Annotated in this window: 18 protein-coding genes; 9 read left to right on the top strand and 9 right to left on the bottom strand. The window is 69.4% G+C overall.

The features are described 5' to 3' along the window. Positions 1-28: 28 nt before the first annotated feature. Positions 29-703, bottom strand: a complete 675-nt coding sequence (locus tag Manayef4_RS01400) for a DUF308 domain-containing protein (RefSeq protein ID WP_254665405.1) — start codon at positions 701-703, stop codon at positions 29-31. A gap of 406 nt (positions 704-1,109) precedes the next feature. Between Manayef4_RS01400 and Manayef4_RS01390 the strand changes: the two genes are divergently transcribed. From Manayef4_RS01390 to Manayef4_RS01355, 8 genes are all read left to right on the top strand, one after another. Then, positions 1,110-3,779, top strand: a complete 2,670-nt coding sequence (locus Manayef4_RS01390; protein ID WP_070130374.1) for an AMP-binding protein — start codon at positions 1,110-1,112, stop codon at positions 3,777-3,779. A gap of 98 nt (positions 3,780-3,877) precedes the next feature. After that, positions 3,878-4,891, top strand: a complete 1,014-nt coding sequence (locus Manayef4_RS01385; protein ID WP_023840907.1) for an iron ABC transporter substrate-binding protein — start codon at positions 3,878-3,880, stop codon at positions 4,889-4,891. Positions 4,892-4,965: 74 nt separating this feature from the next. Continuing rightward, the gene (locus tag Manayef4_RS01380; protein ID WP_254665404.1) at positions 4,966-6,444 is read left to right on the top strand and encodes an iron ABC transporter permease; all 1,479 of its coding nucleotides are present in this window, start codon (positions 4,966-4,968) and stop codon (positions 6,442-6,444) included. After that, the gene (locus Manayef4_RS01375; RefSeq protein ID WP_070130373.1) at positions 6,441-7,583 is read left to right on the top strand and encodes an ABC transporter ATP-binding protein; all 1,143 of its coding nucleotides are present in this window, start codon (positions 6,441-6,443) and stop codon (positions 7,581-7,583) included. The genes Manayef4_RS01380 and Manayef4_RS01375 overlap by 4 nt, the downstream gene beginning before the upstream one ends. A gap of 168 nt (positions 7,584-7,751) precedes the next feature. Then, a complete protein-coding gene (locus Manayef4_RS01370; protein WP_023840909.1) occupies positions 7,752-8,144 on the top strand; it encodes an RNA-binding S4 domain-containing protein in 393 nt (130 codons plus the stop codon). A gap of 381 nt (positions 8,145-8,525) precedes the next feature. Continuing rightward, entirely contained in the window at positions 8,526-10,394 is a 1,869-nt protein-coding gene (locus tag Manayef4_RS01365; protein ID WP_139139952.1) for a polysaccharide deacetylase family protein, read from the top strand. Continuing rightward, positions 10,391-11,725, top strand: a complete 1,335-nt coding sequence (locus tag Manayef4_RS01360) for a glycosyltransferase (RefSeq protein WP_070130371.1) — start codon at positions 10,391-10,393, stop codon at positions 11,723-11,725. Before Manayef4_RS01365 ends, Manayef4_RS01360 begins: the two co-directional genes overlap by 4 nt. 32 nt (positions 11,726-11,757) lie before the next feature. Continuing rightward, positions 11,758-12,528, top strand: a complete 771-nt coding sequence (locus Manayef4_RS01355; protein ID WP_175443291.1) for a class I SAM-dependent methyltransferase — start codon at positions 11,758-11,760, stop codon at positions 12,526-12,528. Here Manayef4_RS01355 and Manayef4_RS01350 read toward each other — a convergent pair. The 6 genes from Manayef4_RS01350 to Manayef4_RS01325 all read right to left on the bottom strand — a co-directional run bounded on the left by Manayef4_RS01350 (position 12,474) and on the right by Manayef4_RS01325 (position 20,180). Further along, positions 12,474-13,724, bottom strand: a complete 1,251-nt coding sequence (locus Manayef4_RS01350; protein ID WP_175443290.1) for a hypothetical protein — start codon at positions 13,722-13,724, stop codon at positions 12,474-12,476. The two genes, Manayef4_RS01355 and Manayef4_RS01350, sit on opposite strands and share 55 nt — an antisense overlap. A gap of 118 nt (positions 13,725-13,842) precedes the next feature. Then, positions 13,843-15,741 carry a hypothetical protein gene (locus Manayef4_RS01345; RefSeq protein WP_070130368.1) on the bottom strand — a complete coding sequence of 633 codons (1,899 nt, stop codon included), beginning with the start codon at positions 15,739-15,741 and terminating at the stop codon, positions 13,843-13,845. Further along, entirely contained in the window at positions 15,738-16,127 is a 390-nt protein-coding gene (locus Manayef4_RS01340) for a hypothetical protein (protein ID WP_011436021.1), read from the bottom strand. The genes Manayef4_RS01345 and Manayef4_RS01340 overlap by 4 nt, the downstream gene beginning before the upstream one ends. Next, positions 16,124-17,524 (bottom strand): glycosyltransferase, encoded by a 1,401-nt coding sequence (locus Manayef4_RS01335; RefSeq protein WP_070130367.1) that lies wholly within the window; start codon positions 17,522-17,524, stop codon positions 16,124-16,126. The genes Manayef4_RS01340 and Manayef4_RS01335 overlap by 4 nt, the downstream gene beginning before the upstream one ends. Beyond that, complete coding sequence (locus tag Manayef4_RS24665; RefSeq protein WP_070130366.1) at positions 17,521-19,317, bottom strand: glycosyltransferase; 1,797 nt, start codon at positions 19,315-19,317, stop codon at positions 17,521-17,523. Before Manayef4_RS24665 ends, Manayef4_RS01335 begins: the two co-directional genes overlap by 4 nt. Further along, positions 19,317-20,180, bottom strand: coding sequence for a glycosyltransferase family 2 protein (locus Manayef4_RS01325; protein ID WP_070130429.1), 864 nt, complete (start codon positions 20,178-20,180; stop codon positions 19,317-19,319). Before Manayef4_RS01325 ends, Manayef4_RS24665 begins: the two co-directional genes overlap by 1 nt. A gap of 513 nt (positions 20,181-20,693) precedes the next feature. On the opposite strand from Manayef4_RS01325, the gene Manayef4_RS01320 reads away from it, so the two are divergent. After that, on the top strand, positions 20,694-22,226 hold the full coding sequence (locus Manayef4_RS01320; protein ID WP_254665403.1) for a sugar transferase: 1,533 nt from the start codon (positions 20,694-20,696) through the stop codon (positions 22,224-22,226). Here the strand turns inward: Manayef4_RS01320 and Manayef4_RS01315 are convergent. Beyond that, entirely contained in the window at positions 22,223-23,164 is a 942-nt protein-coding gene (locus Manayef4_RS01315) for a glycosyltransferase family 2 protein (RefSeq protein ID WP_070130364.1), read from the bottom strand. The two genes, Manayef4_RS01320 and Manayef4_RS01315, sit on opposite strands and share 4 nt — an antisense overlap. A gap of 244 nt (positions 23,165-23,408) precedes the next feature. Continuing rightward, on the bottom strand, positions 23,409-23,891 hold the full coding sequence (locus Manayef4_RS01310) for a YdcF family protein (RefSeq protein WP_139139950.1): 483 nt from the start codon (positions 23,889-23,891) through the stop codon (positions 23,409-23,411). Positions 23,892-24,025: the final 134 nt, after the last annotated feature.

Genomic DNA, 24,025 nt, shown 5'->3' with positions numbered 1-24,025 from the left:
GCCGGGATCCGGGGACCACCCGGGATCGTCAACGGTTCCCGGACACGGGTCGTTGGACGCGCCCCTCCTCCAGCCGCCTGCCTTCCACCGCGCCGGCGCCGAAGCCGGGAATCGCCAGGCCCTCCAGCGAGGCGGGCGGTCGGGAAACGCCCCGCAGCCGGAACCCCATGGCAATCTTGGTCAGCCCGATCGCCAGGGCCRTGAGGCCCACCCACAGGGCCAGCAGCGGCAACGAGACCCGCTGGGAACCCACCACCYAGAACGCCGCCCCGATCTCCAACGCACCGACGATCAGCGGCATCCACCACTGGGCCGGGGTGGGGCGGCCCTCCGCCGCRGTGGCGTACTGCCCGGCCGCGGCCTGCTGCTCAGTCCGTCGGGCGACGAACGAGTTGACGACGTCGTAGAGACCCTTGATCAAAAAGAACCAGGCCGCGATCCGGCCCACTGCCTTGACCGTGGGATCCGGCCAGACCAGCGCCACCACCCCGCCGGCCACGAACAGCACCGCGAGCAGCGCATGGGACCAGCGCCAGTCCCGGGCCGTCGCCGCCGCCRCCAGCAACTCACTCACCGCACCGAGGAGCAGGACGATCCCGAGAAGCACGGCGATCGACCATACCGTGGTCAGATCGAACTGCGGAATGGCCAGCGCGAACAGGGCAAAAGCTGCTCCAACGGCGAGAAAACCAAACCAGGGCACATTTGTGGATCTTTCATGTGTACGACGATCTGAGGCAGTTATGTCGCTCACGATCCTATTCTCCCCTCGTCGGTCACCGATACAAGGACCTTGCCGTCAGCTGGCGCTCGACATCACAGGTCAACAAGCTGATGCCCGCCACCCGGCGAACCACGCTTATCCGCTGGACATCATTCCGAACYGACGACGACGCCATATCGCCCGCRGCGTTACTCAACTCCTCCCAGCAGGTGGGTGCCGCCCTGGGGCGGGGGGCCACCATCACCACCGCTGCCGCCGCCACTGCCACCGCCACACAGCAAGATCATCCATGGGCGGCTGCGGCACCGAACGTCACAGGTCGATGACGTAGGCGCAGTGAGAGGTRTGACTTAGGGTAGGCTTTCCTTACTTGTACATTGGCTGGGTGACCAAGGCAGGCCCGTCCCTCGCAAGCTCGACTGTGTTCCTCGCCCGCCACCTTGAACGGCACGGTGACCGCACGGCCGTTGTCACGGCTGAGGGCCGGCTGTCCTACCGCGAACTGGCGGCACGCGTCGACGCCGCCGCCGGTCGGCTCGGCGCCGGGCGGCGGCTGGTGCTCCTCGCGGCGGTCAACACGATCGACGTCCTCGTCCTGTACCTGGCGGCGCTGTCCGCCGGGCACGCGGTCCTGCTGGTGCCGGGTGACAACGCCGCGTCGACCGACGCCCTGATCACGTCCTATGACCCCGACGTGGTGATCCGCCCGGCCGGCACGCGGACCCGCGTCGAGCAGCGGCGGGAGGGCTCGAAGCACGACCTTCATCCGGACCTCGCGCTGCTGCTGAGCACGTCGGGCTCGACGGGCTCACCGAAACTGGTCCGGCTGTCGTACACGAACCTGCAGGCCAATGCCGAGTCGATCGTCGAGTGCCTCGGCCTTCGCCCCGGCGACCGCGCCGCGACGACCCTGCCCCTGTACTACTGCTACGGGCTGTCGGTCGTGCACAGTCACCTCCTGTGCGGGGCCGGTCTGATCCTGACGTCCCTGTCCGTCGTGGACGCCTGCTTCTGGAACCTCTTCCGGGACGGGCAGGGAACCTCGCTGGCTGGCGTCCCCTACACGTTCGACCTGCTCGACAGGATCGGTTTCGACGCGATGTCRCTGCCGCATCTGCGCTACATCACGCAGGCCGGCGGTCGACTGGCGCCGGACCGGGTGGCCCGCTACGCCGAGCTCGGACGACGCAACGGCTGGGACTTCGTCGTGATGTACGGCCAGACCGAGGCCACGGCGCGGATGTCCTGCCTGCCGCCGCACCTCGCGCCGACCCACCCCCACACCATCGGAGTCCCGGTCCCGGGCGGGTCGTTCCGGCTCGAGCCGCTGGCCGACCGCACCGGGAGCACCGACAGCACCGGGGATCTGGGGCAGCTCGTCTATTCCGGGCCCAACGTCATGATGGGTTACGCGCGGACGGCCTCGGACCTCGCGCTCGGTCCGACGCTCGACGAGCTGCGCACCGGGGACGTCGCGCGCCGCACCGATGACGGCCTGTACGAGATCGTGGGACGGCAGACCAGATTCGCCAAGGTCTTCGGGATCCGGATCGACCTGCAACACGTGGAAGACACCCTCGCCGGCCAGGGGCTCAGCGCCTGCTGCGTGACCGGCGACGACGCCGTTGACGTGATGATCGAGGGTGACCGGGACACGCCTTCGGTCCGCCGGCTGGTCGCGCGGGCCTGCCGGCTGCCGGAGAACGCCGTCCGCGTCCACCGCCTGGCCGCCCTGCCCCGCCTGGCCACCGGCAAACCGGATCTGGTCGCGCTGCAGGAGATCGCCCGCGACGCGCGACCGGCGCGCACGACCGCGCCCACCGGACGGGACGGACCGTCGGACGGAACAGCCGACGTACGCCGGCTGTTCGCCGAGCTGCTCCACCGCGACGATGTCACCGACGACAGCACCTTCGTGAGCCTGGGCGGCGACTCGCTGTCCTACGTGGAACTGTCACTGCGGCTGGAGGACGCCCTCGGACACCTGCCCGCCGGCTGGCACACCATGGCCGTGCGGGACCTGAAGCCGGCCACGCGACCGAAGCGCCGGGCTGGCGGCTCTGGCAGCTCGATCGAGACCAGCGTGCTGCTCCGGGCGGTTGCGATCGTGCTGATCGTCGGGACGCACGCCAACACCTTCGACGCCGTCGGCGGCATCCTCGGGGGCGCCCATCTCCTCATCGCCGTCGCCGGCTACAACTTCGCCCGTTTCCACCTGACCGCGGCGCCGCGGCGCGACCGGGTCCGCGGGCTGCTCCGCAGCATCGCGTACCTCGCGATGCCGAGCATCGTCTTCATCACCGTACTCGTGCTCGTCATGGACGAACACGAACCCGCCAACATCGTGCTGCTCAACAGCGTGTTCGGGCCGGACCGCGCGGGCCCACCCTGGGAGTTCTGGTTCGTCGAAGCCCTGGTCCAGATCCTGCTGGTCCTCGCGGCCCTGCTCGGCGTGCCGGCGTTCGACCGCTGGCAGCGGCGCCGCCCGTGGGCCGTCGCCGCCGGTGTCCTCGCCGCCGGTCTGCTCACCCGCTTCGACGTCGTGGCCCTACCGCCGGGACCACGCCACACCCAGACGTCGGTGGCGGTGCTCTGGCTGTTCGCGCTGGGATGGGCCACCGCCRCCGCGACCACGGTACGGCAGCGGCTGGCCCTCACCGCGGCGGCGGCGCTCACCATCCCCGGGTTCTTCGCTGACGCACGCCGGGAGCACGTGGTGCTCGGCGGCGTGCTCCTGCTGGCCTGGACCACGAGCGTCCGCTGCCCACGCCCGCTGCGCCGGCTGGCGGGCCCGCTGGCCGGCAGCTCGCTCTACATCTACCTGACCCACTGGCAGGTGTTCCCCCTTCTGCAGGACGACCATCCGGTCCTGGCGCTGCTGGCCTCGCTCACCGTCGGCGTCGCCGCGTGGAAGGTCTCGTTCCATGCCATGGGCCTTCTCAGCCGGCTCACGGCGGGCGTGCCGATCCCACTCGGCGCCAGGCGTCCGCTCCGCGGTTCGCCCGCCAGCGCTCCCGACTTGTGCCACTCGTCACATTCTACGGCGCTAAGGTAAGCATGAGTTAACTTCTACACCGATTAGGGGTTCGAGGTCGGTCGGACGTGTCTGTCCAGGTGGAGGGTTCAGGTGGAGTGTTCAGCTGGAGGAGCCCGATGGGTTCGTTAGGAAGAACCTTGGTCGTGCTGGTGACGGCCACCTGCCTGGCCGGCCTGTCAGCGTGCGGCTCGGGGGACGACGGGAAGACGATCACGCTCTACAACGCGCAGCACCAGGACCTGATGCGGGTGATGGTGGACGCGTTCACCAAGCAGACCGGCATCAAGGTCGAGTTGCGTCGCGGYGGCGACCCCGAGCTGGCGAACCAGATCGTCCAGGAAGGCGACAGCTCGCCGGCGGACGTCTTCGTCACCGAGAACTCGCCGGCCATGACGCTGGTCGACCGCGCCGGCCGCTTCAGCAAACTGGACCGGGCCACCTTGGGCCAGGTGCCTGACCAGTACGTCCCGAGCACCGGCAACTGGGTCGGTTTCGCGGCCCGGTCGACGGTGTTCATCTACAACCGTGGGCAGGTCGCCAAGAACGAGCTGCCCACGTCGATCATGGACCTGGCGGGACCGGCGTGGAAGGGGAAGGTCGGTGTCGCGGCGGCCGGAGCGGACTTCCAGGCCATCGTCAGCGCCGTACTCGCGGTGAAGGGCGAGGGGGCCACCGCCGAGTGGCTCGCCGGGCTGAAACGCAATGCGAAGATCTACGACAACAACATCGCCGCGCTGCGCGCCGTGAACGCGGGCGAGGTCCCCGCCGCTGTGATCTACCATTACTACTGGTACCAGGACCAGGCGGAGTCGGGCAAGGACAGCAGGAACGTCGACCTGCACTTCTTCGGCCACCGGGACCCGGGCGCGTTCGTCAGCGTCTCCGGCGCCGGCGTCCTCGCGGCCAGCGACCAGCAGGCCGAGGCGCAGCGGCTGGTCGCCTTCCTCACCAGCGACGCCGGGCAGAAGGCGCTGGTCGACAGCGGTGCCCTGGAGTACGCCGTGTCCGACGCGGTCCCCACGAACCCTGCGCTGAAGCCGCTGTCGACCCTCGATCCGCCCGACATCGACATCTCGACCCTGAACGGACCAAAGGTCGTCGAACTGATGCAGCGGGCGGGCCTGCTCTGAACGGCCAGCCCACGACGGCGGGATGGTGGGTACGCACCGGCCCGGCGTACCCGCGCCCGCTGCTGCTGGCCTGCGTGCTCGTCGCGCTGCTCGCGGCCGTCCCACTGTTCTTCGTCGTCGGATACACGGTCAGTGTGGGCTGGTCGGAGGCCTGGCGGCTGCTGATCCGGCCCAGGGTCGGCGAGCTGCTGGTCAACACCACCAAGCTCGTGACCGGCGGGATGGCGGCCAGCGCCGTCCTGGGCACGGCCGCCGCCTGGCTGGTGGAACGGACGGCCCTGCCGGGACGACGGGTCTGGCACGTGCTGCTCGCCGCTCCGCTGGCACTGCCCGCGTTTGTCGTCAGCTACGGTTGGGTTTCGCTGACCGCGGACGTCGAGGGATACCCGGGCGCCCTGCTGATCGTGACACTCGCCTACTACCCGCTGGTCTACCTCCCCGTCGGCGCGACCCTGCGGGGGCTGGACCCGGCGCTGGAGGAATCCGCCAGGTCACTCGGGCTCGGCCCGTGGCGGACGTTCACCAGGGTCGTGCTCCCGCAGTTGCGCCCGGCCGTCCTCGGCGGGTCGCTGCTGGTCGGCCTGCACCTGCTCGCCGAGTTCGGCGCCCTGCAGATGCTGCGGTTCCCCACCTTCACCACGGCCATCTACGACCAGTACCGCTCGTCGTTCAACGGCCCGGCGGCGAACATGCTCGCCGGCGTCCTGGTGCTGTACTGCGCGGTCCTGGTCGGCACCGAGCTGAGCCTGCGCGGTCGGCACCGCTACGCCCGGCTCGGGCCCGGAGCCAGCCGCACCGCGCAACCCGCCCGGCTCGGCCGGCTCACCGCCCCCGCCGTCGGCGGGCTCGGCGCGGTCGTGGGCCTGGCGCTCGGCGTGCCGCTGGTGAGCCTCGTCCGCTGGCTGCTGGTGGGTGCCTCCGCCGCCTTCCCCGCCGTCGAACTGGCCACCGCCGCCGCGACCGCGGCCGGACTCGGCCTCGCCGGCGCGCTGTGCACCGTCCTGTTGGCGCTTCCGGTGGCGTGGCTCGCGGTACGCCACCCGGGCCGGATCGGGACGCTGCTTGAACGCAGCACCTACACGRCCAACGCGCTGCCGGGCATCGTGGTGGCGCTCGCTCTCGTCACGGTATCGCTGCACATCCTGCCGGCCGTGTACCAGACCACCACCCTCCTGATCGCCGCCTACGCGATCATGTTCCTGCCGCGGGCCACGGTGGCGGTACGGGGCGCGATCGCGCAGGCGCCACCCGTCCTGGACGACGTCGCACACGCCCTGGGCCTGCGCCCGACGCGGGCCTGGCTGCGGGTCACCCTGCCGCTGATCGCCCCCGGCGTCGGCGCCGGCGCCATCCTGGTGTTCCTCGCTGTGGTCACCGAACTCACCGCGACCCTGCTGCTGTCACCCACCGGCACCGACACCCTGGCGACCGAGTTCTGGAGCAACGTCCGCGACGTCGATTACGGCGCGGCCGCCCCCTACGCGGGGTTGATGGTGCTGCTGTCGACCCCGGCGACCTTCCTGCTCACCCGTTCTGCTAGGAGAAGCACGTGACAGCGCTGAGTGTCAGCCAGGTCACCAAACGGTTCGGCGCCACGACAGCCCTCGCCGGGATCGATCTGCGAGTGCCCGACGGCAGTGTGACRGCCGTGCTCGGGCCGTCGGGCTGCGGCAAGACCACCCTGCTACGGCTGGTGGCGGGATTCGGCGACCCGGACGGCGGGACGATCGACTTCGGCGCCGAACGGGTGTTCGGCCCCGGTCGCAGCGTTCCCGCCMAGCGGCGGCGGGTCGGGTACGTCCCGCAGGAAGGTGCCCTGTTCCCGCACGTGGACGTCGCGGCCAACATCGGGTTCGGCCTGCCCCGCGCCGAACGCCGATCCGCCGGGCGGGCCGCCGAGCTGCTCGACCTCGTCGGGCTGGACGCGAGCCTGGCCCGCCGGTTCCCTCATCAGCTCTCCGGCGGCCAGCAGCAGCGCGTGGCGCTGGCGCGGGCCCTGGCCCCGCGGCCGTCCCTGGTGCTGCTCGACGAGCCGTTCTCCTCCCTGGACGCGGGGCTCCGCCTGAACACCGCCCGCGCCGTCGTCGAAGCGCTGCGTGCCAACCGGACCACTGCGCTGCTCGTCACGCACGACCAGAACGAGGCGCTGTCACTGGCCGACCAGGTCGCCGTCATGGCCGCCGGTCGCATCGCCCAGACCGGCACGCCCCAGGGCGTCTACGCCTCACCCGGCAACCCGACCGTCGCGGCCTTCGTCGGCGCCGCCGTGTTCATGCCCGCCGTCGTCACCGGGCTCACCGCCTCCTGCGACCTTGGCGAACTCGCCGTCCGGCCCGGGTCTCCCCAGGGCGAGGCGCGCCTGCTCGTCCGGCCGGAACAGATCAGGCTCCTCGCCGCGGCGGACGGCGACAAGAACCAGAACGAGAACCAGAACGAGAACCAGAACCAGCACGAGAGCCAGGACCGAAACGAGAACGAAGAGCGGAACGAAGAGCGGAACAAGGAGCGGAACGTGGTGGTCGGCCGGGTCACCGAGGTGCGGTACTTCGGCCACGACGCCACCGTCCAGCTCCGGCTCGACCGGTCCGGCCGCACCGTGACGGCGCGGGTGCCGGGGCGCCAGCTTCCCGAACCCGGCACCCGCGTGCGGCTGTCGATCACCGGGCCCGTCACGGCCTTCCCACCCCATTGACTCCGTCGCGGCTCTCACCGACGCCGGTCCCGGCGCCGGCACGGTCGCGGCGGTCACGAGCGCCCTGCTACCGCCACGCAGGTCGATCGTCACCGCCTGACCGTCCCCGAACGACGACAGGTCGGCCGGTCGATTCGTACAGTCAGACTTATGACGTCGCCCACGCCTATGACGTCGCCGGCGGGAACCGCCCGGATCGACACCTGGATCTGGTGCGTGCGCCTGGTCAAGACGCGATCGCAGGCGACCGCCGCCTGCCGCGCCGGCCATGTCCGCCTCAACGGCGAGCGGGTCAAGCCGGCCCATCCGGTGCGGGCCGGCGACGAGATCCGGGTGCGCCAGCCCGGGCACGAGCGGGTCGTCGTCGTCACCCGGATCCCGCACAGGCGGGTCGGCGCGCCCGTTGCCGCGGAGTCCTTCGTCGACCGCAGCCCGCCGGTCGCGCGCGAGGTGCCGCCGGTGGTGGCCGTGCGCGATCGGGGCGCCGGGCGGCCGACGAAGCGCGACCGGCGGGCGCTGGAACGCCTGCGCGACCAGCCCCGCCGGCCGGATGCGCGGTAGCGGCGCCGCTACTGGGTGCCCAGTAGCGGCGCCCCGGTCAGGCGACGCCTCGGTCGAGGGAGTTCGCAATCGCCCACACACCATGACCATCCCCAGGAACCTTGCCCTGGGATTACTAACCCTGGTACTACCCGCCATGGGATTACTTCGCATCAACGGTGTGAAGAAAACGAAGGAAGCGACCGGGTACGTTGCCGGTGACCGGGACCGGGCTCTGCCGCTGCGTGCCGCGTAGCGTTATCCGCGCTCGTGGAACGCGATCGTGAGGTTGATCTGCCTGGACGACACGACCGCGGGTCGCGTCCCGCCGCACCGACCGGCTCGAACTAGAGTCAGGCCCATGGGGCGAGCGTCATCCGGGTTGGCTCGGTGGAATTCGCGATGAGCTACCGTGAGAAACCGAGCGTGGACATCCCGGACCATTCGGCGGGGCAGCCCGCCCGTAATGGGCGTTCGGTCCGGTTCAGCATTGTGATGCCGACATACAACCGCCGAGACGTGGTATTGCAGAGTATTGCGGAACTCAGGTATCTCGATATGCCGTGGCCCTGCGAATTGATCGTCGTCGTCGACGGTTCCACGGATGGCACTGAGAAGGCTCTCCAGGCTGTCTCTCTGCCGTTCTCCAAGCGAATCCTGTGGCAGGAGAACGCGGGCGCGGCCGCAGCGAGAAACCGTGGCGCCGCGGGYGCGCTCGGCGAGTTCATCCTCTTTCTCGACGACGACATGGCGGCGGACCGGCGGCTCCTCGTCGAGCATGAGCGGCTTCTCGCCGCCGGCGCCGACGCCGTGGTCGGCCACATCCCGATGCACCCCGCCTCGCCTCCTACGGTGCTCACCTACGGAGTCGACCGGTGGGCCCGGGCACGCCGCCGGAGGCTGCTGCGGTCGGACGGGCGGCTGACCGTCGCGGACCTGCTCTCCGGGCAGGTGTCGATGCGGGCGTCGACCTTCGCCAGGCTCGGCGGTTTCGACACGGGTTTTACCGCCGGCGGCAGCTTCGGCGGTGAGGACACCGACTTCCTCTACCGGCTGCTGCAGAGCGGTGCGCGGGTTCGATTCGCCGCCGACGCCGTCTCCTACCAGCGTTACGTCGTTTCGCCCGAGGCGCACCTGAGGCAGTGGACGCAGGCCGGGCAGGCCGATGCCGCGCTTTCCCGAAAACATCCGGGTCTCGGTGACCTGCTCTTTGCCCAGCATGGCGGGAAGACGATCAGAGGAAGCCTCAMCAGGGCCGCGGCGGCGGCACCGCCCTGGGCGTCCCGCGTCCCGGCGGGTCTCGTGCTCGGAAGAGTCAGCGCCGGGAAGGTGGACCGGCCCACCAGATGGATGTTCCTGGGACTACGCGACTGCTCCTACTGGCGGGGAACCCACCAGCGCGGCGGTCTCCTGCACGCACCGGACGTTGGCCTGCGGATCCTTGCCTATCATGCGATAGAGGACGTGTCGGATCCCCTGCTGAGTAGGTATGCGGTTCCCCCGCCACAGTTCCGGGCCCAGCTGACAGCCCTGCTGGGCGCCGGCTTCACCTTCGTCGGGGTCGATGAACTCCTGCATCATCTCGACGRCCGGCCCGCCCGGCATCAGTCGCTGGTCCTCACCTTCGACGACGCCTATTCKAGTCTGTTCGAACACGCCGTGCCCGTCCTTCGGGAACTTGGTATTCCCGCGACGGTTTTCGTGGTCACGAAAGAGATCGGCGGTTGGAACAGGTGGGATGCGGTGAACGGCRCCGCCAGGCTGCCGCTCCTCGACGCGAGCCGGCTGCGTGCCCTTCACCAGGAAGGCTGGGAAGTGGCGGCGCACTCCCGCACTCACGGGCAGTTGACGAGGATGAGTGGGGCCGGCCTGTGGGACGATCTTTCCGCGGCGCGCGGCGACCTCGCGGCCATCGGGCTGCCCGTGCCACGCCTGTTCGCCTATCCCTACGGGGAACATGACGCGCGCGTGCGCATGATGGTGAAGAAGGCGGGATACGACGCGGCGTTCGCGCTGCAAACTCGGCGCGCCTTCCCCACGGCTCAGGACCGCTATGCCCTGCCCAGGATCGAGGTGGAGCGCCATACCCGCGTTGATGCGCTCGTCGAGACGGTGCGCAGATCGCAGGTTTACCGACGTCCCGACATCCGTCCCGACATCGAGCGGGAACTGGGTGGGGCATTGCGTCGAGTTCTCCCGGTCCAACGGACGATCCGCGGACACACCAAAGATCACGAGGCCGAAGATCACGAGGCGAGGAGCGTCGGATGAACCTGCACGGGAATCGGGAGTCCCCGGCCGGCCCAGCCGCGGCCGACGAGGGTATCTGGTGCTGTGAGCTCGAGGTGTCGGCCGGGGGCGTCGTGCGCTCGGTCGTGCCGCCAYGCGACCGTCAGCGACGTGCGCGGGTCCTCGCCCTGCTGCACGGTGAGCCGCTCGGCTACGCGGCGGCCGCCAGGACGGCCACCGGCATCGACGTCGATGAGCTGCTCGGCAGGGTCTGGTCGGAGTTCGGCGGGCGCATCAACGATCACCTGGTCGGCGAGGGTCTCCGCCCGCTCGAGCGCCTCGACGCCCGCACCAGGCCTGCCGCGGCCACCGAGGCCTGCCCGAACAAGGTTCAATCCACCGATCTCGATTCCACGGATCTCGTCTCCGTCGTCGTCGCCACCAGAGACCGCAGTGAGATCCTGGCCAACTGCCTGCGTCGACTCACGGAGGTCACCTATCCGGCCGTCGAGTTCCTCATCGTGGACAATGCCCCGTCGAGCGACGCCACGAAGCGGGTCGTCGACTCGTTTTCGGCCACCGACGAACGATTCCGCTATGTCCCCGAACCACGCCCGGGTCTCTCCCGCGCCCGCAACCGCGGGCTCGCGCTGGCGCGGGGGGTGTACGTCGCCTATACCGACGACGACGTCTCGRTTGACCCCGGCTGGATCGACGGGCTGGTTCGGGGTTTCCGGCGCCGGCCGGACGTTGCGTGCGTCACGGGACTCGTCTGCACGGCGAGCATCGTGAGCGCGGCCGAAGTCTACTTCGACGCCCGGGCGTCGTACTGGTCCACCCGCTGCGAGCCGGTGCTTTTCGACCTCGCCGACAACGAGCGRCACGGTCCGCTGTACCCCTATATAGGTTTCGTCGGCACCGGCGCGAATGTCGGGTTCGACGTCGCGTTCCTGCGGGACCTGGGTGGCTTCGACGAGGCGTTGGGAGCGGGCACCAGGAGCCGGGGCGGCGAGGACCTCGATCTCTTCGTGCGCATGTTGCGGGCGGGCCGAGCGATCGCGTACGAACCAGCCGCCTTCGTCTGGCATCACCACCGCGCCGACGACGCGGCGCTGCTCGCTCAGATGTTCGGCTACGGCTCCGGTTTCACGGCCTTCCTGGCCAAGCTGCTTCTCCAGCGGTCGACCCGGGGTGAGGTGGTACGTCGCATCCCACGAGGCCTGCGTGGGATGGCCCGCATCGGCCATGCGACGAGCCAGCGGCTCGACGGGCGGGTCCAGGCCCCGAAGGGTGCCCTGCTGCGGGAGTTCGCCGGCTACGCCGCCGGACCGTTGCTCTACGCCCGGGAGCGGCAAACGGCCGCCTGGCGGTGACGACGACCGGAAAGGCTGTGACGCGTGACGTGATGCAACGTGACAGGCCCAGGGCGGGGAACCCGGCGGTCGAGCGGGAGAGATTCCCGCCGGAGTGGGCTCTCGGCTACTACCGGCGATCGCCGCAAGTGGTGCGGCAGATRGCGTACTGGACGCTGCGGAACGCGCCTGGGCGCCGGGTGTCGTGGGGGAACATGAAACGGGTCAGGCCGTTCAGCGACCGTTACGGRTGGGACCGCGGGCTGCCGGTCGACCGGCACTATATCGAACAGTGGATCAGTCGGCATGCCAACGATATCCGGGGGCATGTACTGGAGGTCAAAAACGCGGAATACAGCTCGCGGTTCGGAACTCCGGGTCGGATTACGATCATCGACCGGGATAAGACGAACCATCATGCCGATCTTCATGTCGACCTCGATGTCGCGGACAGTCTGCCCGCCGCCGAGTTCGACTGTGTGATTCTCACTCAGGTCCTTCAGTACACCTCTCCGGGCTGCTGTCTGGAGAATCTGTGGCGGTCGCTTCGACCGAACGGCGTCCTGTTGATCTCGGTTCCGGCACTGGGACGTATTGACGTGGACGACGGGGCCGACGACAAGTGGCGCTGGACGCCGCCGGGTCTTCGCGCCGAACTCRCCCGAGTCGGGATCGAGGCCACGGTGGAGGGTTTCGGAAACGTCCTGGCCGGTGTCTCGGCGTTGTTGGGTCTGGCAGTCGGCGACGTCAGTCGCAAGGATCTCGATGTTCAGGACGCGCGCTTTCCGGTGCTGACCTGTGGGCGGGCGGAGAAGCCGCGGTAGGGTGGCGAGTCGACCTGGTCATCGCCGGTTCGACCCGCGGCGAGCACCACACACGCGGTCGCGGTCTGTGATCCGAACCAGGCCAGGCCGACCCCCGCCAGTCCCAGGCTCCCACCCAGCAGCCAGAGACTGGGCAGCACCAGCACCGCCAGCAGCGCCTCGATACACACGAGCCACCCGGCCCTCCGCTGCGCGCGGGCCGTGCACAGCTCCAGGATGACGACTGTGCGGGCGACCGAGCCCAACAGCAGCAGTCGAAGCACAGTGGTCGCGTCGGCCCGGTAGGAGGGGCCGAAGAGAGCCAGTACAAGCGGCGCGGCGACGATGAGGGCGAGGACGATTCCGATAACAATCGGGAGAATGCGGCGCAGCATCGCCCGTTGGAGGCGGCGAGAGTCGGCGCCGGGCTGCGYGCCTTCGACCGTGAGCGAGGTCCCGAGGCTCCAGGGGATTTCGTCGACCRTGCATATGATCAACCAACTGATTCCGAACGCGGCCCCTTCCGTCGCCCCGATCCGGGCGATGACAATCATCGGCAGGAGCGTCGTGCTGAGCTGGGACACCAGCTCCGCCAGCGAGTCGCCGGCCAGGTATTTTCGGAAGTCCGCGGCCAGCCCGGGTGGGCTTGGCGCACGTCCGGCGGGTCGCAGCCACACCAGCAGCATGACCGACGCCGGTATGACGGCTACCGCCGCGGGCATCACCCAGGAGGTGAACAATGCCAGTCCGCTCACCCCGCCACCGAAGGTGACGAGCAGAATGAGCTTGACGACGCTGTAAGCGGTGTTCTCGATCGGTACGACGACCGCCTTCCGCAGGCCAGTGAAGACGTTGTCCTGCAGTGCGAACAGCGACCAGATCGCCACCGAGATGGCGAAGAAGAGGGCGATCCGGGGTGACTGGAGAACTGCGAGAGCCGGGCTCATCCGGGCGGCCAGCAAGGCAAAACTCAAACCGACCAGCAGGCTGAGGCCGGCCGCGCCGGCGTAGGCGCCGACGACCAGGCGGCGCGCCTGGCCCCCCGCCTGCGGCAGGAAGGCGGTCAATGCGCCCCCCAGGCCCAGCTGGCACAGGTAGGACAGACCGGTGAGGGCCGAAATGAGGGCGGTGGCCTCGCCGACCGACGGCCGGTCGGCCTGCCGGGCGGCCAGCACCCAGTAGAGGCTGCCCACCAACGACGAGAGGCCGCCGCTCATCGCCAACGCCATGCCGTTGCGGTACAGCGCACCGCTCTGGGCACCGCTCTGGCCGGCGGCCCCGTTCGCCGATAGCGGCAGAGTCCGCGGCGAACGGGGCCGCGGCAGGGTCCAGGTGCTATCCGGCGAGTTCGTAGATACGGGTGTTCCGGGTCGCGTACCAGAGGCGGAACCGCGGCGAGGAGCGGACGGCCGTCTCCACCGCCCGCAGCGCACCGGCGGTCGCCGTCCGGTATACACGGTCATACACCTCCTGTGCCGTCGAGAAAACGAGGTAACCCCGTCCCGGGTACGTTCCGATGAAGTCGGCCACGGCATTCACCGWCGATGGCCTGATTGCGCGCTCGCCGAAGGTGTCGGTGATCAGGACATCGTCCACCTCGGGATATCGAGCCCCGTAGCGGCTCGGGAAGGTGGCCCCGGTCAGCACGGCCACCGACCCGGGCCGGGCGTGCGCGTACAGATAATCACCGGCCTGGACCTCGTCGGCGTTCATGAGATTCAGTTCCGTCTTCCCGAAGAAGGYGGGCATGAAGAGCGTGGCGAGGAGGAGAATCCCGCCGCAGCCCGCCAGGACGTGCCGCCGTCGCCACCGCCCGGTCATCGGCGCGACGGCGCAGCACACCAACGGCGCGCACCAGGGCAGGGAGAACAGAATCGCCCGCAGGATGCTTTCACCGCCGTAGCTCTGCCCGAACAGGATGACGCCCGGTGCGATGCTCAGCAGGATGAGCGGGAGCACCCGGCCGTCACCGCGGTGCAGCCGGCGCAGCCCGCCGACTCCGGCCAGGGCCCAGACCGTGCCKGTCAGGATCAGTCCGGTGGTTTTGGCCAGCTTCCCCGACGAAGGAAGCGGCGGCTCCTCTGACCGGGCGTTCGCGAACGGGTCGGGACTGCTGAAGACCCCGAAATGATCCTGAACATAGGCGAAGTGCGGGATCAGATAGGCGATCGTCAGACCGGCCATGGCGACCACCACCCACCGCGGCCGCACAAGCCCGGCCGCGGTCAGCGCACCGACTCCGAGGAGGAGCAGGTACGGGGTCAACTGGTGGCTGACCACCACCGCCCCGTCCAGGAGCAGCACGACGCCGACCGCCACCGGCAGCGGCCAGGTTGGGCCTGGCGGGGCGGCGAAGCGCAGCGGCGGCCTTCTGCTGTGGACTCCGGCGGACCGCACGGTCCGCCGCAGGATGGCCCTCGGCGCGCCGGTGCGGAGTTGCCGCAGGAGCACCAGGTACAGGGCGAGGGCCAGCGTCCGGCTGAGGGCCTGGGGGGCGAAATAGTCCTGCCCGACCCAGTTCGTCACGACGAAGACCAGTGCCGCGCCCGCAGCGATCCGTGGCTCGCGAAGCAGCGTCCTGGTGGCCGCCCAGACGAGAAGGGCGTCGATGCCGGTGAAGAAGACCTCGGTCCAGGCGGCGAAGGCGATCGGGTTGGGTCGGCCGGCAAGCGAGCCGAAGACCGCGGTACCGGCGAAGAAGCCGGGCCATCGGTGGTAGATATCGATGTCGATGTCGACGCCGCCATGCTGCTCGATATAGCGGACCACGCCGATGTGCTTGTACACCCAGGGGTAGTGCGGAACGTCCAGGATGAGCGGAAGGGTGCCGTAGAGCACGAGAATGCAGGCAAGCAGGTAGGCCGCCGCGATGAACGGCTGGAAGCGGGCCCGCCCGACGGCGCCGACAGCGCCGAGCAGGAGCACGCCCAGGCCGACGTACCAGGCGATGGGCAGTGCCGGCGGGAGACCGTAGTCGGTGAGGTTCTCGACGTGGATCCACCGCAGTGACAGCCCCCAGAGGGTGATGCCGACCGCCAGCGGAAACAGCCAGCGAAGGCCCGTCGCGAAGGGGCCTGACAACCGCGCCGGCCGCCGGATTCCGGGGTCCTCGGGCCGTCTTTGACGGACCGAGCGCAGGCGGGCCCGGGCAGCCGCGGCGTGGGGCTGGGAAGCCGCGTTCTGGCCGAGCCGGGGATCCGGTATCTCCGGCGGAAGCAGCGGTCTGCCGGTCAACGCCCTCGCACCTTCCCGTCAGCGCGCGGCCGGGCGCGCGGCTGGGCGCGCAGCTCCGCGCGCAGGCTGTGGATGAGGACCGCGCAGCAGGCAAGTCCCACGACGGACTGCATCACGGCTGGGTGCCACCATCCCGACCAGACCATGAGCATGCTGGTCAGGACGTCGACGGCAAGGCTGATGGCGACGGCAAGCCCGATCCATGCCGCCGTCCCGTCGACCGGGAGCCTGGCCAGCACGGCGGCCCCGGGAAGGAGGAAGGCGGCGGGGACGGCGAGCAGGACCCGTACCGGAGAATCTGTTCGGCAGACCACAAGAAAGGCGAGCATCACGGTTACCGCCACGAGCGCCGCCTGCGTTGTTCGGCGGGCGTACACGCTGCTCATGGTTGCGCTCCAGTGGTCACGGTGGAGATCCGCGGTTCGGGGATGGGCGCCCTGGGAAAGGGGGCGGGGGGAGCACCGGGAGTCGGTGCGTGGTCATGAGGAAGATCGCGCTGCCGGCGCCGGGCGAGGGCCCGGCTGGCGGCATAGCCGACCGGCCCTCGGGCCACACCGACCAACTCGATCAAGGTCAGGGACCGGGGATAGTCACGGGATTTGCCGGCGTTCTTGCTGCTGCGTGGGTGGAGAAGATGATGCAGGCCGCCGGGGACGAGACGGGCGATCTGGAGGCGTTCGGCGGGTTGAGTCGCGATGCGTTTGGTGACCATCGCCCCGAGGCCGGCCCCGTAGTCGTACATCTGGCGCCGCAGTTCGACAGTGGTCCGCTTGTGCAGGTGGYGGATCAGCGCGGCCGGCTCGTAGACCAGGACGTGGCCACTGCGCACCACGGACAGGAAGATGTCGAGATCCTCGCCACCGCGGGCCGCGGTGCCCGTGCCGAGAAATTCGTCGAAACCACCAAGCTGACGCAGCGTATCAGTCCGGAAAGCGCTGTTCGCGCCGCTGCCGAACACGCCCGCGGTATAGGGATAGAGCAGGTCGCCTGATCGATTTTCGGTGCGGTCGAACCGGCGTCCGACGAAGCCCTTGCCGAAGCCGCCGAACTGCTCGAACCACACCTGCGCCGGGGTTGAGAGCTCCAGTGGCCGGATCAGCCCGGTGACGCACCCCACCGTCTCGTCGACGACACCCGAGCCGGCGGCGAACCCGGACAGGAGGAACTCCAACCAGCGCGGGTCGACCTCGACGTCGTCGTCGGTGAAGACGACCACCGGTGTGGTCGCGGCGGCCAGTCCGGCGTTGCGGGCCCGGGAAAGCCCCCTCTCTGGCTCGGCGACGTAGCGCACCTCGCCGGCCATCCGACTGAGCTGTTCGCGGATGCCGCTCGTGCGCGGCCGGTTGTCGACCACGATGATTTCCTGCGCTGGCACGGACTGCGCCAGGATTCCCGCGAGCGTGGCCGCCAGCGAGGGGGAGGCGACGCAGCTTGTCACGACGACGGTCCCGGCGAGCTCGGCGGGGAGCACCGGCCGGCAGACGTCTGACGTCACAACTCCGTCGATCGGGACCGTTTCGGGAACCGCGAGCCCGTCCGCGGTCAGGTGGGCGGCCACGTCCGGCCCGAGTCTGTCCATGACCCGGCCGGCGAGCTGGTCCGGGCGCAGGCCGGCCGGGGACAGCGTCGCAGCGACCACCCCCAGGGGACGGCCGTGCAGCCGGACCAGCACCTGTGCCGGCCCGTCACCGGTGAGCACCGGAAGCGGCGCGGACAGTTCTACCTCGTGCAGCGCGATCGGACCGTCGCCCGGCAGCATCATGGCCGGCGGCGTGGTGGTCACGGCCGCACCTCCCCGAACGCCGCCGGGACGGCTGGTACGGGCAGATCGGCTGGTACGGGCAGATCGGTGACGATTGGTCGGTAGGGTAGACGCGGGCCGAGGAGCCGAGCCCTCGTTCGACGGGAGAGCCGGCTGCCCCGCGTACGCAGCAACTCCCGAGCGGGGGCCGCGCGGCCGGCCCCGTCCAGCCACGCCCTGATCTGCCGGTCCGGGGTGTCGACCGTCACGGTCAGTCGGGCAAGGGCGAACGGGTCGTCGGCGCCGTGCGACATCATGTTGCGCACCCCGCAGGCGGACGTGAAGCCGGCCTGCCCGACGAGCCGCCGAACGGCATGGTCGTAATTGCCGTGGGGGTAGGYGAAGGAGCCCACCGGTGCGCCGATCGCAGCGGTCAACCGGGCGTTGCAGTCGCTGATCTCCCGGCGCGCCTCGTCGGGGCGAAGCTCGTCGAGCCGGGGATGGGTGTGGCTGTGACCACCGATCTCGACCCCGAGGCCGGCCAGGGTCCGCAGGTCGGCGCCGCGCAGCATGCCGACCTGGCCGATCCAGTCGGTGACGACGTAGCAGGTCGCGGTGAGCCCGTGCGCGACGACCTCACGAGCGGCGGCCAGGTTGTCGGCGAATCCGTCGTCGAAGGTGATGAGGACCGGTCGCGGAGGCAGGGTCTGGTGYCGCCTCCGTTCGACATACTCGGACACCGTCAGCGGTACCCGGCCGGAACCGGCAATGAGGGTGAGATGGCGGACAAAGGTTGCGGTATCGACCGTCCAACGTCGATAGCTCGCCACCGGATAATCGGTCACCGAGTGGTACAGCAGAATCGGGATCACAGCTACCTCCGACGGGATCGGCTGACGTGGCGTGTCACGCCGGCCGGCGGCGAGGCGTAGCCGGCCGCGTGCGTAGCCGATGGCCGTGGACCCGGTGCCGACCAGCACGGCCCCGGCTCGCGGCCAGGTGCCCAGGCTGTGGCGGTCACGAGCCAGTGCTCGGGGCAGCGTCCGCCTCAGGTACTGCCGTTCGGTGGCGAGCGCCGCGTCCGCCCCGGCCCGGTCGGCTACCGCGGCCTTGGACAGGCCTTCGGCATGGCAGCGTGCCAGGAAGTACCGCAGGGAGGCCCGGTCGCCGGTTACCTGGTGCCAGACCCGTGCCCGTGGCTCGTAGCGGACGACAGCGTCCGGGAGGATCGCCTGAAGGCGGATACCGAACTCGGTTTCCTCGCAGCCCAGCGGTGTGGTGCCGACCCGCCCAAGCCCCTCGGTGAACCCGCCGACGCGATCGAACACGGCCCGCCGGAACGACATCCCCGCTCCGATCGGGTTACGGACCGCAGCCGTGTCGGTCGGCAGCCCGACGTAGCTGCATCCGACCACCCAGTCGAACTCGGGGGGGAACCAGCGGGGTCGGCGGTGCGGCCACACCGGCATGGCGGCACCGCCGACCCCGGCGACCCGGGGGTCGGTGTAGTGGGCGGCCAACTGGGCCAGCCAGTCCGGCTCGGCGTGGGCGTCGTCGTCCAGGAAGGCGACCACGTCGCCGGTGGCGGCCCCGACGCCGCAGTTGCGGGCACCGGACAGGCCACGGCGGCCGGTGTTGGGGATCACGGTGGCACCGGGGTACGCAGCCTCGGCCCACCGGCGCAACCGGTCATTGTGGTCGATGACGAGGATCAGCTGGTCGGCCTTCCTGGTCTGTTCGGCGATGCTGGTCACCGCGCGCTGCAGATCGTGCCGGCGCCGTTCGGTATAGGCACAGATGACCACCGAGAGCCGCGGGCCGGCCGGGGGGGTCATCACGCGTATTCCGTCGCGCCGGTTGTCCTGCGCCGGCCATGGGGAAGGTCGCCCGGACGTCGCTGGCTGACGATGGTCGATACCGGTTGACCGGGACTGCTGAGCAGCATGCCGTCCCACCTGGCGCGGTTTCGTGACCGGGCGGTAAGGTTTTCCGACCATTCGACGAGGATGGTCCGCAGGACGCGCATACCATCCMGGCCCGCATTCAGGTTGCTCGCGCCGTGAAGGCGCTTGTGCTCAAAGCTGCCGACCTCGGTGACCCGCAGGCAGGCCTTGGTCGCACGGAGGGTGATCAAGGTTTCGATCTCGAAGCCGTCGCCATGCCGCCGAATGCCGTCGGTTTCTCCCGGCATCAGCCCGAGCATCGGCAGACAATCTCGCCGGAATGCGTTGTAGCCGTAGCACAGGTCGGTGAACCGGCGGTGGAAGAGCAGGTTGACCAGATGACAGAAGAAGAGATTTCCAAGAGTACGCAGCAGGGTAATGTCGTTGCTGCCGCCACGGTGGGCGAATCGGGTTCCCTTGACGAAGTCGGCGCCCTGGACGAGGGCCGCGACGAAGGAGGGTATCTCGGCCGGGTCGGCCGAGCCGTCGGCGTCGAGCGTGACCACGATGYCCCCCGATGYCACGGCAAAGCCGCAGGCCATGGCGTTGCCCTTGCCGTATCGGGYCTGGCGGACGACGACCACGTCGGGGCGTAGCTCGCGGGCCAGTCGGACGGTGTCATCGGTGGAGTTCCCGTCCACCAGGATTATTTCGGCGTCCACCGGAAGTCGGCCGAATACTTCCCGCAGATTCCGCGCCTCGTTGAGCGCCGGAATCACCACACTTACCGATGGCGAATCACCCGAACCAGACAAGGACGCCCCCCTGGACAGACCTGGATAGTCGGTGGACCACGGTGGAATTTCGTCCTGCCGAGCTTCCGACCACGCGCTCGTCACGCGCCGTGACTCTAGATAATGGATGTTGATAGCTCTGGAAACCCGGGATGCTGGCGTGTCGCCGACGGGGGTCGGGATATTTCCTCATCGCCGGCGGCGGATGGCACGCAACCGGCGGCTCAACCGTTTCCCCGGCCGGTCGGGGCATGGCCAGCGGATGCGTTCACCGGGACACGGTCGCGGCAGCGATACACGTTCAGACGAGGTGTCCAGACGGGGTTCTGGACGCGCGACCACTGAGGTGCGTACGTTCGCCACGACCGKCGGGTCGCTGGGGCTGCTCACCGACTGGCTCACCTTCGCTGGCTACGGAAGAAGGATCGTTCCAGGTCCAATCCAGCAGCAACTATGAACACCCACTGCCATCCGATGGAGCGGAGAACAACCAATATGGCCAAGGCCGGGGACACCGCACGACGAAGGCCCGAGGTGTCTGACTCGACCGGGGGGCGGGACGAGGACCCCGCGGTGCTCTCGTCGGTGGCGGCCACGCCCCGGGACACGACCGTCCCGGCTATTCCGCGACAACGGCAACCAGAGCCGCCGGCAGYCGGGCCGCCGGAGTGGAAGGTCAGGCTGACCGCCAGAATCTTCATCATCGATGCCACGGCAATCACGGTCGCGCTTACCTGTTCCTATCTCCTCCGGTTCGGCATGAATGCGAACCCAACCGTCCACGGGGCGTCATATCTTTCCGTCGCGATAGGTATCGGACTGGGCTGGATCGCCATGCTCGGCGCCGCCGACACCTATCAGACGAAATATCTGGGCATCGGAACCGAGGAATACCGGCGGATCAGCGTCGCGACATTCCGACTGTGGGGCACGACGGCGATCCTCTCCTACGTCCTGCGCGCAGAAGTCGCTCGCGGGTTCTGTCTGGTGGTCCTGCCGCTGGGGCTACTGCTGCTGATTACCGGTCGGATGCTCGCCCGCCGACGGCTGGTGGCGGCTCGGCAGGCCGGCCGTGCCCGCCACCGGGTCGTCGTCGTCGGCGACCGTAGCACGGTGGCCGAACTCGTCAGCGAGCTCCGATATGAACCCGCAGCCGGATTCGAGATCGTCGGCGCATGTCTACCCCGGCAGGACGACTACTCGGCCGATTATTCTCCCTTTCCCGTCCTCGGCGCCCTGCCGGCGCTGCGGTCCACCGTCGCCCGCGCCATGGCCGACACGGTGGTGGTCGCCTCGTCCGTGGCGGTCAACATCGAAGCCGCCAAGCGGATCGCCTGGGACCTCGAGGGGACCGGTGTCGATCTTGTCATCGCGTCGAGCATGGCCGGAATCGCCGGGCCGCGGGTATCCCTGCGGCCGATCGCCGGTCTCCCCCTGCTACACGTGGAGAGCCCGGTCTATACCGGTTGGCGAAAGGTGGCCAAAGACATCTTCGACCGGGTCCTTGCCGCCGTGGCCCTCGTTACCCTGTCCCCGCTGCTGCTTCTCGTCGCGTTGACCATCCAGGTTGACAGCACCGGACCGGCATGGTTTCGCCAGACCCGGGTGGGTAAGGACGGCCGCGAGTTCCAGATCCTCAAGTTCCGGACGATGTACGTGGATGCCGAACGGCGCCGGGCAGCGCTGGAGGAGCGCAACGAGGCCGACGGACCACTTTTCAAAATTCGCGACGACCCCCGCGTCACTCGGGTCGGACGAACGCTACGGCACCTGTCGATCGACGAGCTGCCGCAACTCGTCAACCTCCTCCGCGGCGAGATGTCGCTGGTGGGGCCGCGGCCGCCGCTGCCGGCAGAGGTCGCTCAATATCACGACTCCGTCCACCGTCGATTCAAGGTCAAGCCCGGCCTGACCGGACTGTGGCAGGTGAATGGGCGTTCAGAACTGCCCTGGCGGGACGGGGTGCGACTCGACCTCTACTACGTAGAGAATTGGTCGATCATGCTCGACCTCGCCATCATCGCCCGGACTGTTAGCGCCGTGCTGCGGCGGTCCGGCGCATTCTAGGCTGGCGGAAGGGGCGGATAGCCGGCCCGCCAGTCGGCCCGCCGGGTCCATACGACGCGCCAGCCGCCGCTCCCGGTGCCGGCCGGCCGGCCGATTACCGTGGCGAGGGCCGCCCGCAGCGCCACCCCGAGGACCARCATCGCCAGACACACCGTCCGGCGCCACCCGGTCCAATGGGTCCGCGCCAATGTCACCTTGCCCGTCATCACCAGCACGTGCTTGTCCGCCCATCCGGCGGAGGACGCACCGCCATGGTGAACCACGACCGCGGCGGGTGTGATCACGGGATCCAGGCCGGCCCGGCGGGCCCGGATCGACAGGTCGACGTCCTCGCCGTACATGAAGAAACGGGAGTCGAAGCCACCKAGCTGCTCGAACAGCGCGCGTGGGATGAGCAGCAGGCAGCCCGTCACCACCCCCACGGTCCGAACCGTGTCGCGAGGCCACGGTCCCATCGATTCGGGATCGAACAGGGCCGAACGCCGGAAGGCGGTGGACAGTCCGAGGCCGAAGCACACATGGCTCCAGACGGTCGGAACAGCCCAGCACGACCTGGGGTCGACGGTGTGGTCTGGACCGAGGGTGCGACCGCCGTAGATGCCGTGCCTAGGGTTGGCCCGCGCAAAGTCCAGCAGGTTCGCGACCGCGCCGGGGAGCACCACCGTGTCGGGGTTGAGGAGGAGCAGGTACTCCCCCTTCGCCTGGGAAGCCGCGAGGTTGACCGCCCGACCGAAGCCGAGGTTCGTCCTCTGCTCGATCAGKTTCACGCTGGGAAACCGATCACGGATGATCGAGACGGAGTCGTCCGTGGAGGCGTTATCCAGGACGATCATCTCGGTCGCGAGGCCGTCGGACGTGGCCGCACAGGACTCCAGGCATGCCGCCGTCATCGCGCCGGTGTTGTACGAGACGATCAGGATCGAGACGTCGACGCCCATTTCCCTCTCCAGACCCAGGTAATCTGTGACCCAGGTAATCTGTGTCGGCAGTGGTGGTCCGGCCATCGGCCGTAACGCGAATCGTGCCGGCTGGCCCCGGCCGCCAGTTCCTGYCTCACCCTAGACGACGGGTTGTCGTTCGGTTGGTTATCCGACCGCAGGCCGGCGGGCGTTTCTGGCGTATTCCGGATCCTCGCAACGTGGGCCAGTATTCCCACCCGGTCTCCTGGTCTGCTCCTCGGGGTCAGCAGCTTCGCTGCCAGATCAGCGCCTTGGCGAGGGCGCCCCACTCGTAGGCGATCGCATAAGGCCATTCCCGGAGGCGACGCGGACCGACCACAGTGACCCGCAGATCACCGTGGAAGCAGCGGCTGATGCGGATGCGGGCGCGGGTGTCCTGCGCGCGGCCGGTGACGAAGAGGATCCTGGTCCAGCCATGTCGGGCGGCGAGCTCAGCGGCTGCCCGCGCCTCGCCCCGCGTAGTCACCGGGTGCGGAGAAAAGCAGATCACCTCCGCCTTCGGTGCCTCGTGGGCCGAGCACCCCCGCGTCCCTGGGGTGGACATCACGAGGACGGGAGCGTAACCGGTACGGGCCAACTCGATCGCCTTGCCGGTTCTGTCCCCCGGACCCGCCAACATGACGATGGCGTCCGCCTGGACGGGCACGTCGGCGGCGGKGAATACGAACAGCCGAAGGGTAAGCGCGGTGAAACCTGCCAGGAACACCGCGAACAGCATCACGATGAGCCGGCGTCGCCCCGCTCGTCCCCGCCGGTGGCGCGCAGCCCGGCCCGCCCCCGGCGGGGGACCGGATGACCCCCGCTCACCGGCCGGCGGTGACGACGCAGCGGAAACCACAC

This window comes from Frankia sp. CgMI4 (assembly GCF_001756285.1).
Taxonomy (GTDB): Bacteria; Actinomycetota; Actinomycetes; order Frankiales; family Frankiaceae; genus Frankia; species Frankia casuarinae.
This window is presented reverse-complemented; position numbering and strand designations above follow the sequence as displayed.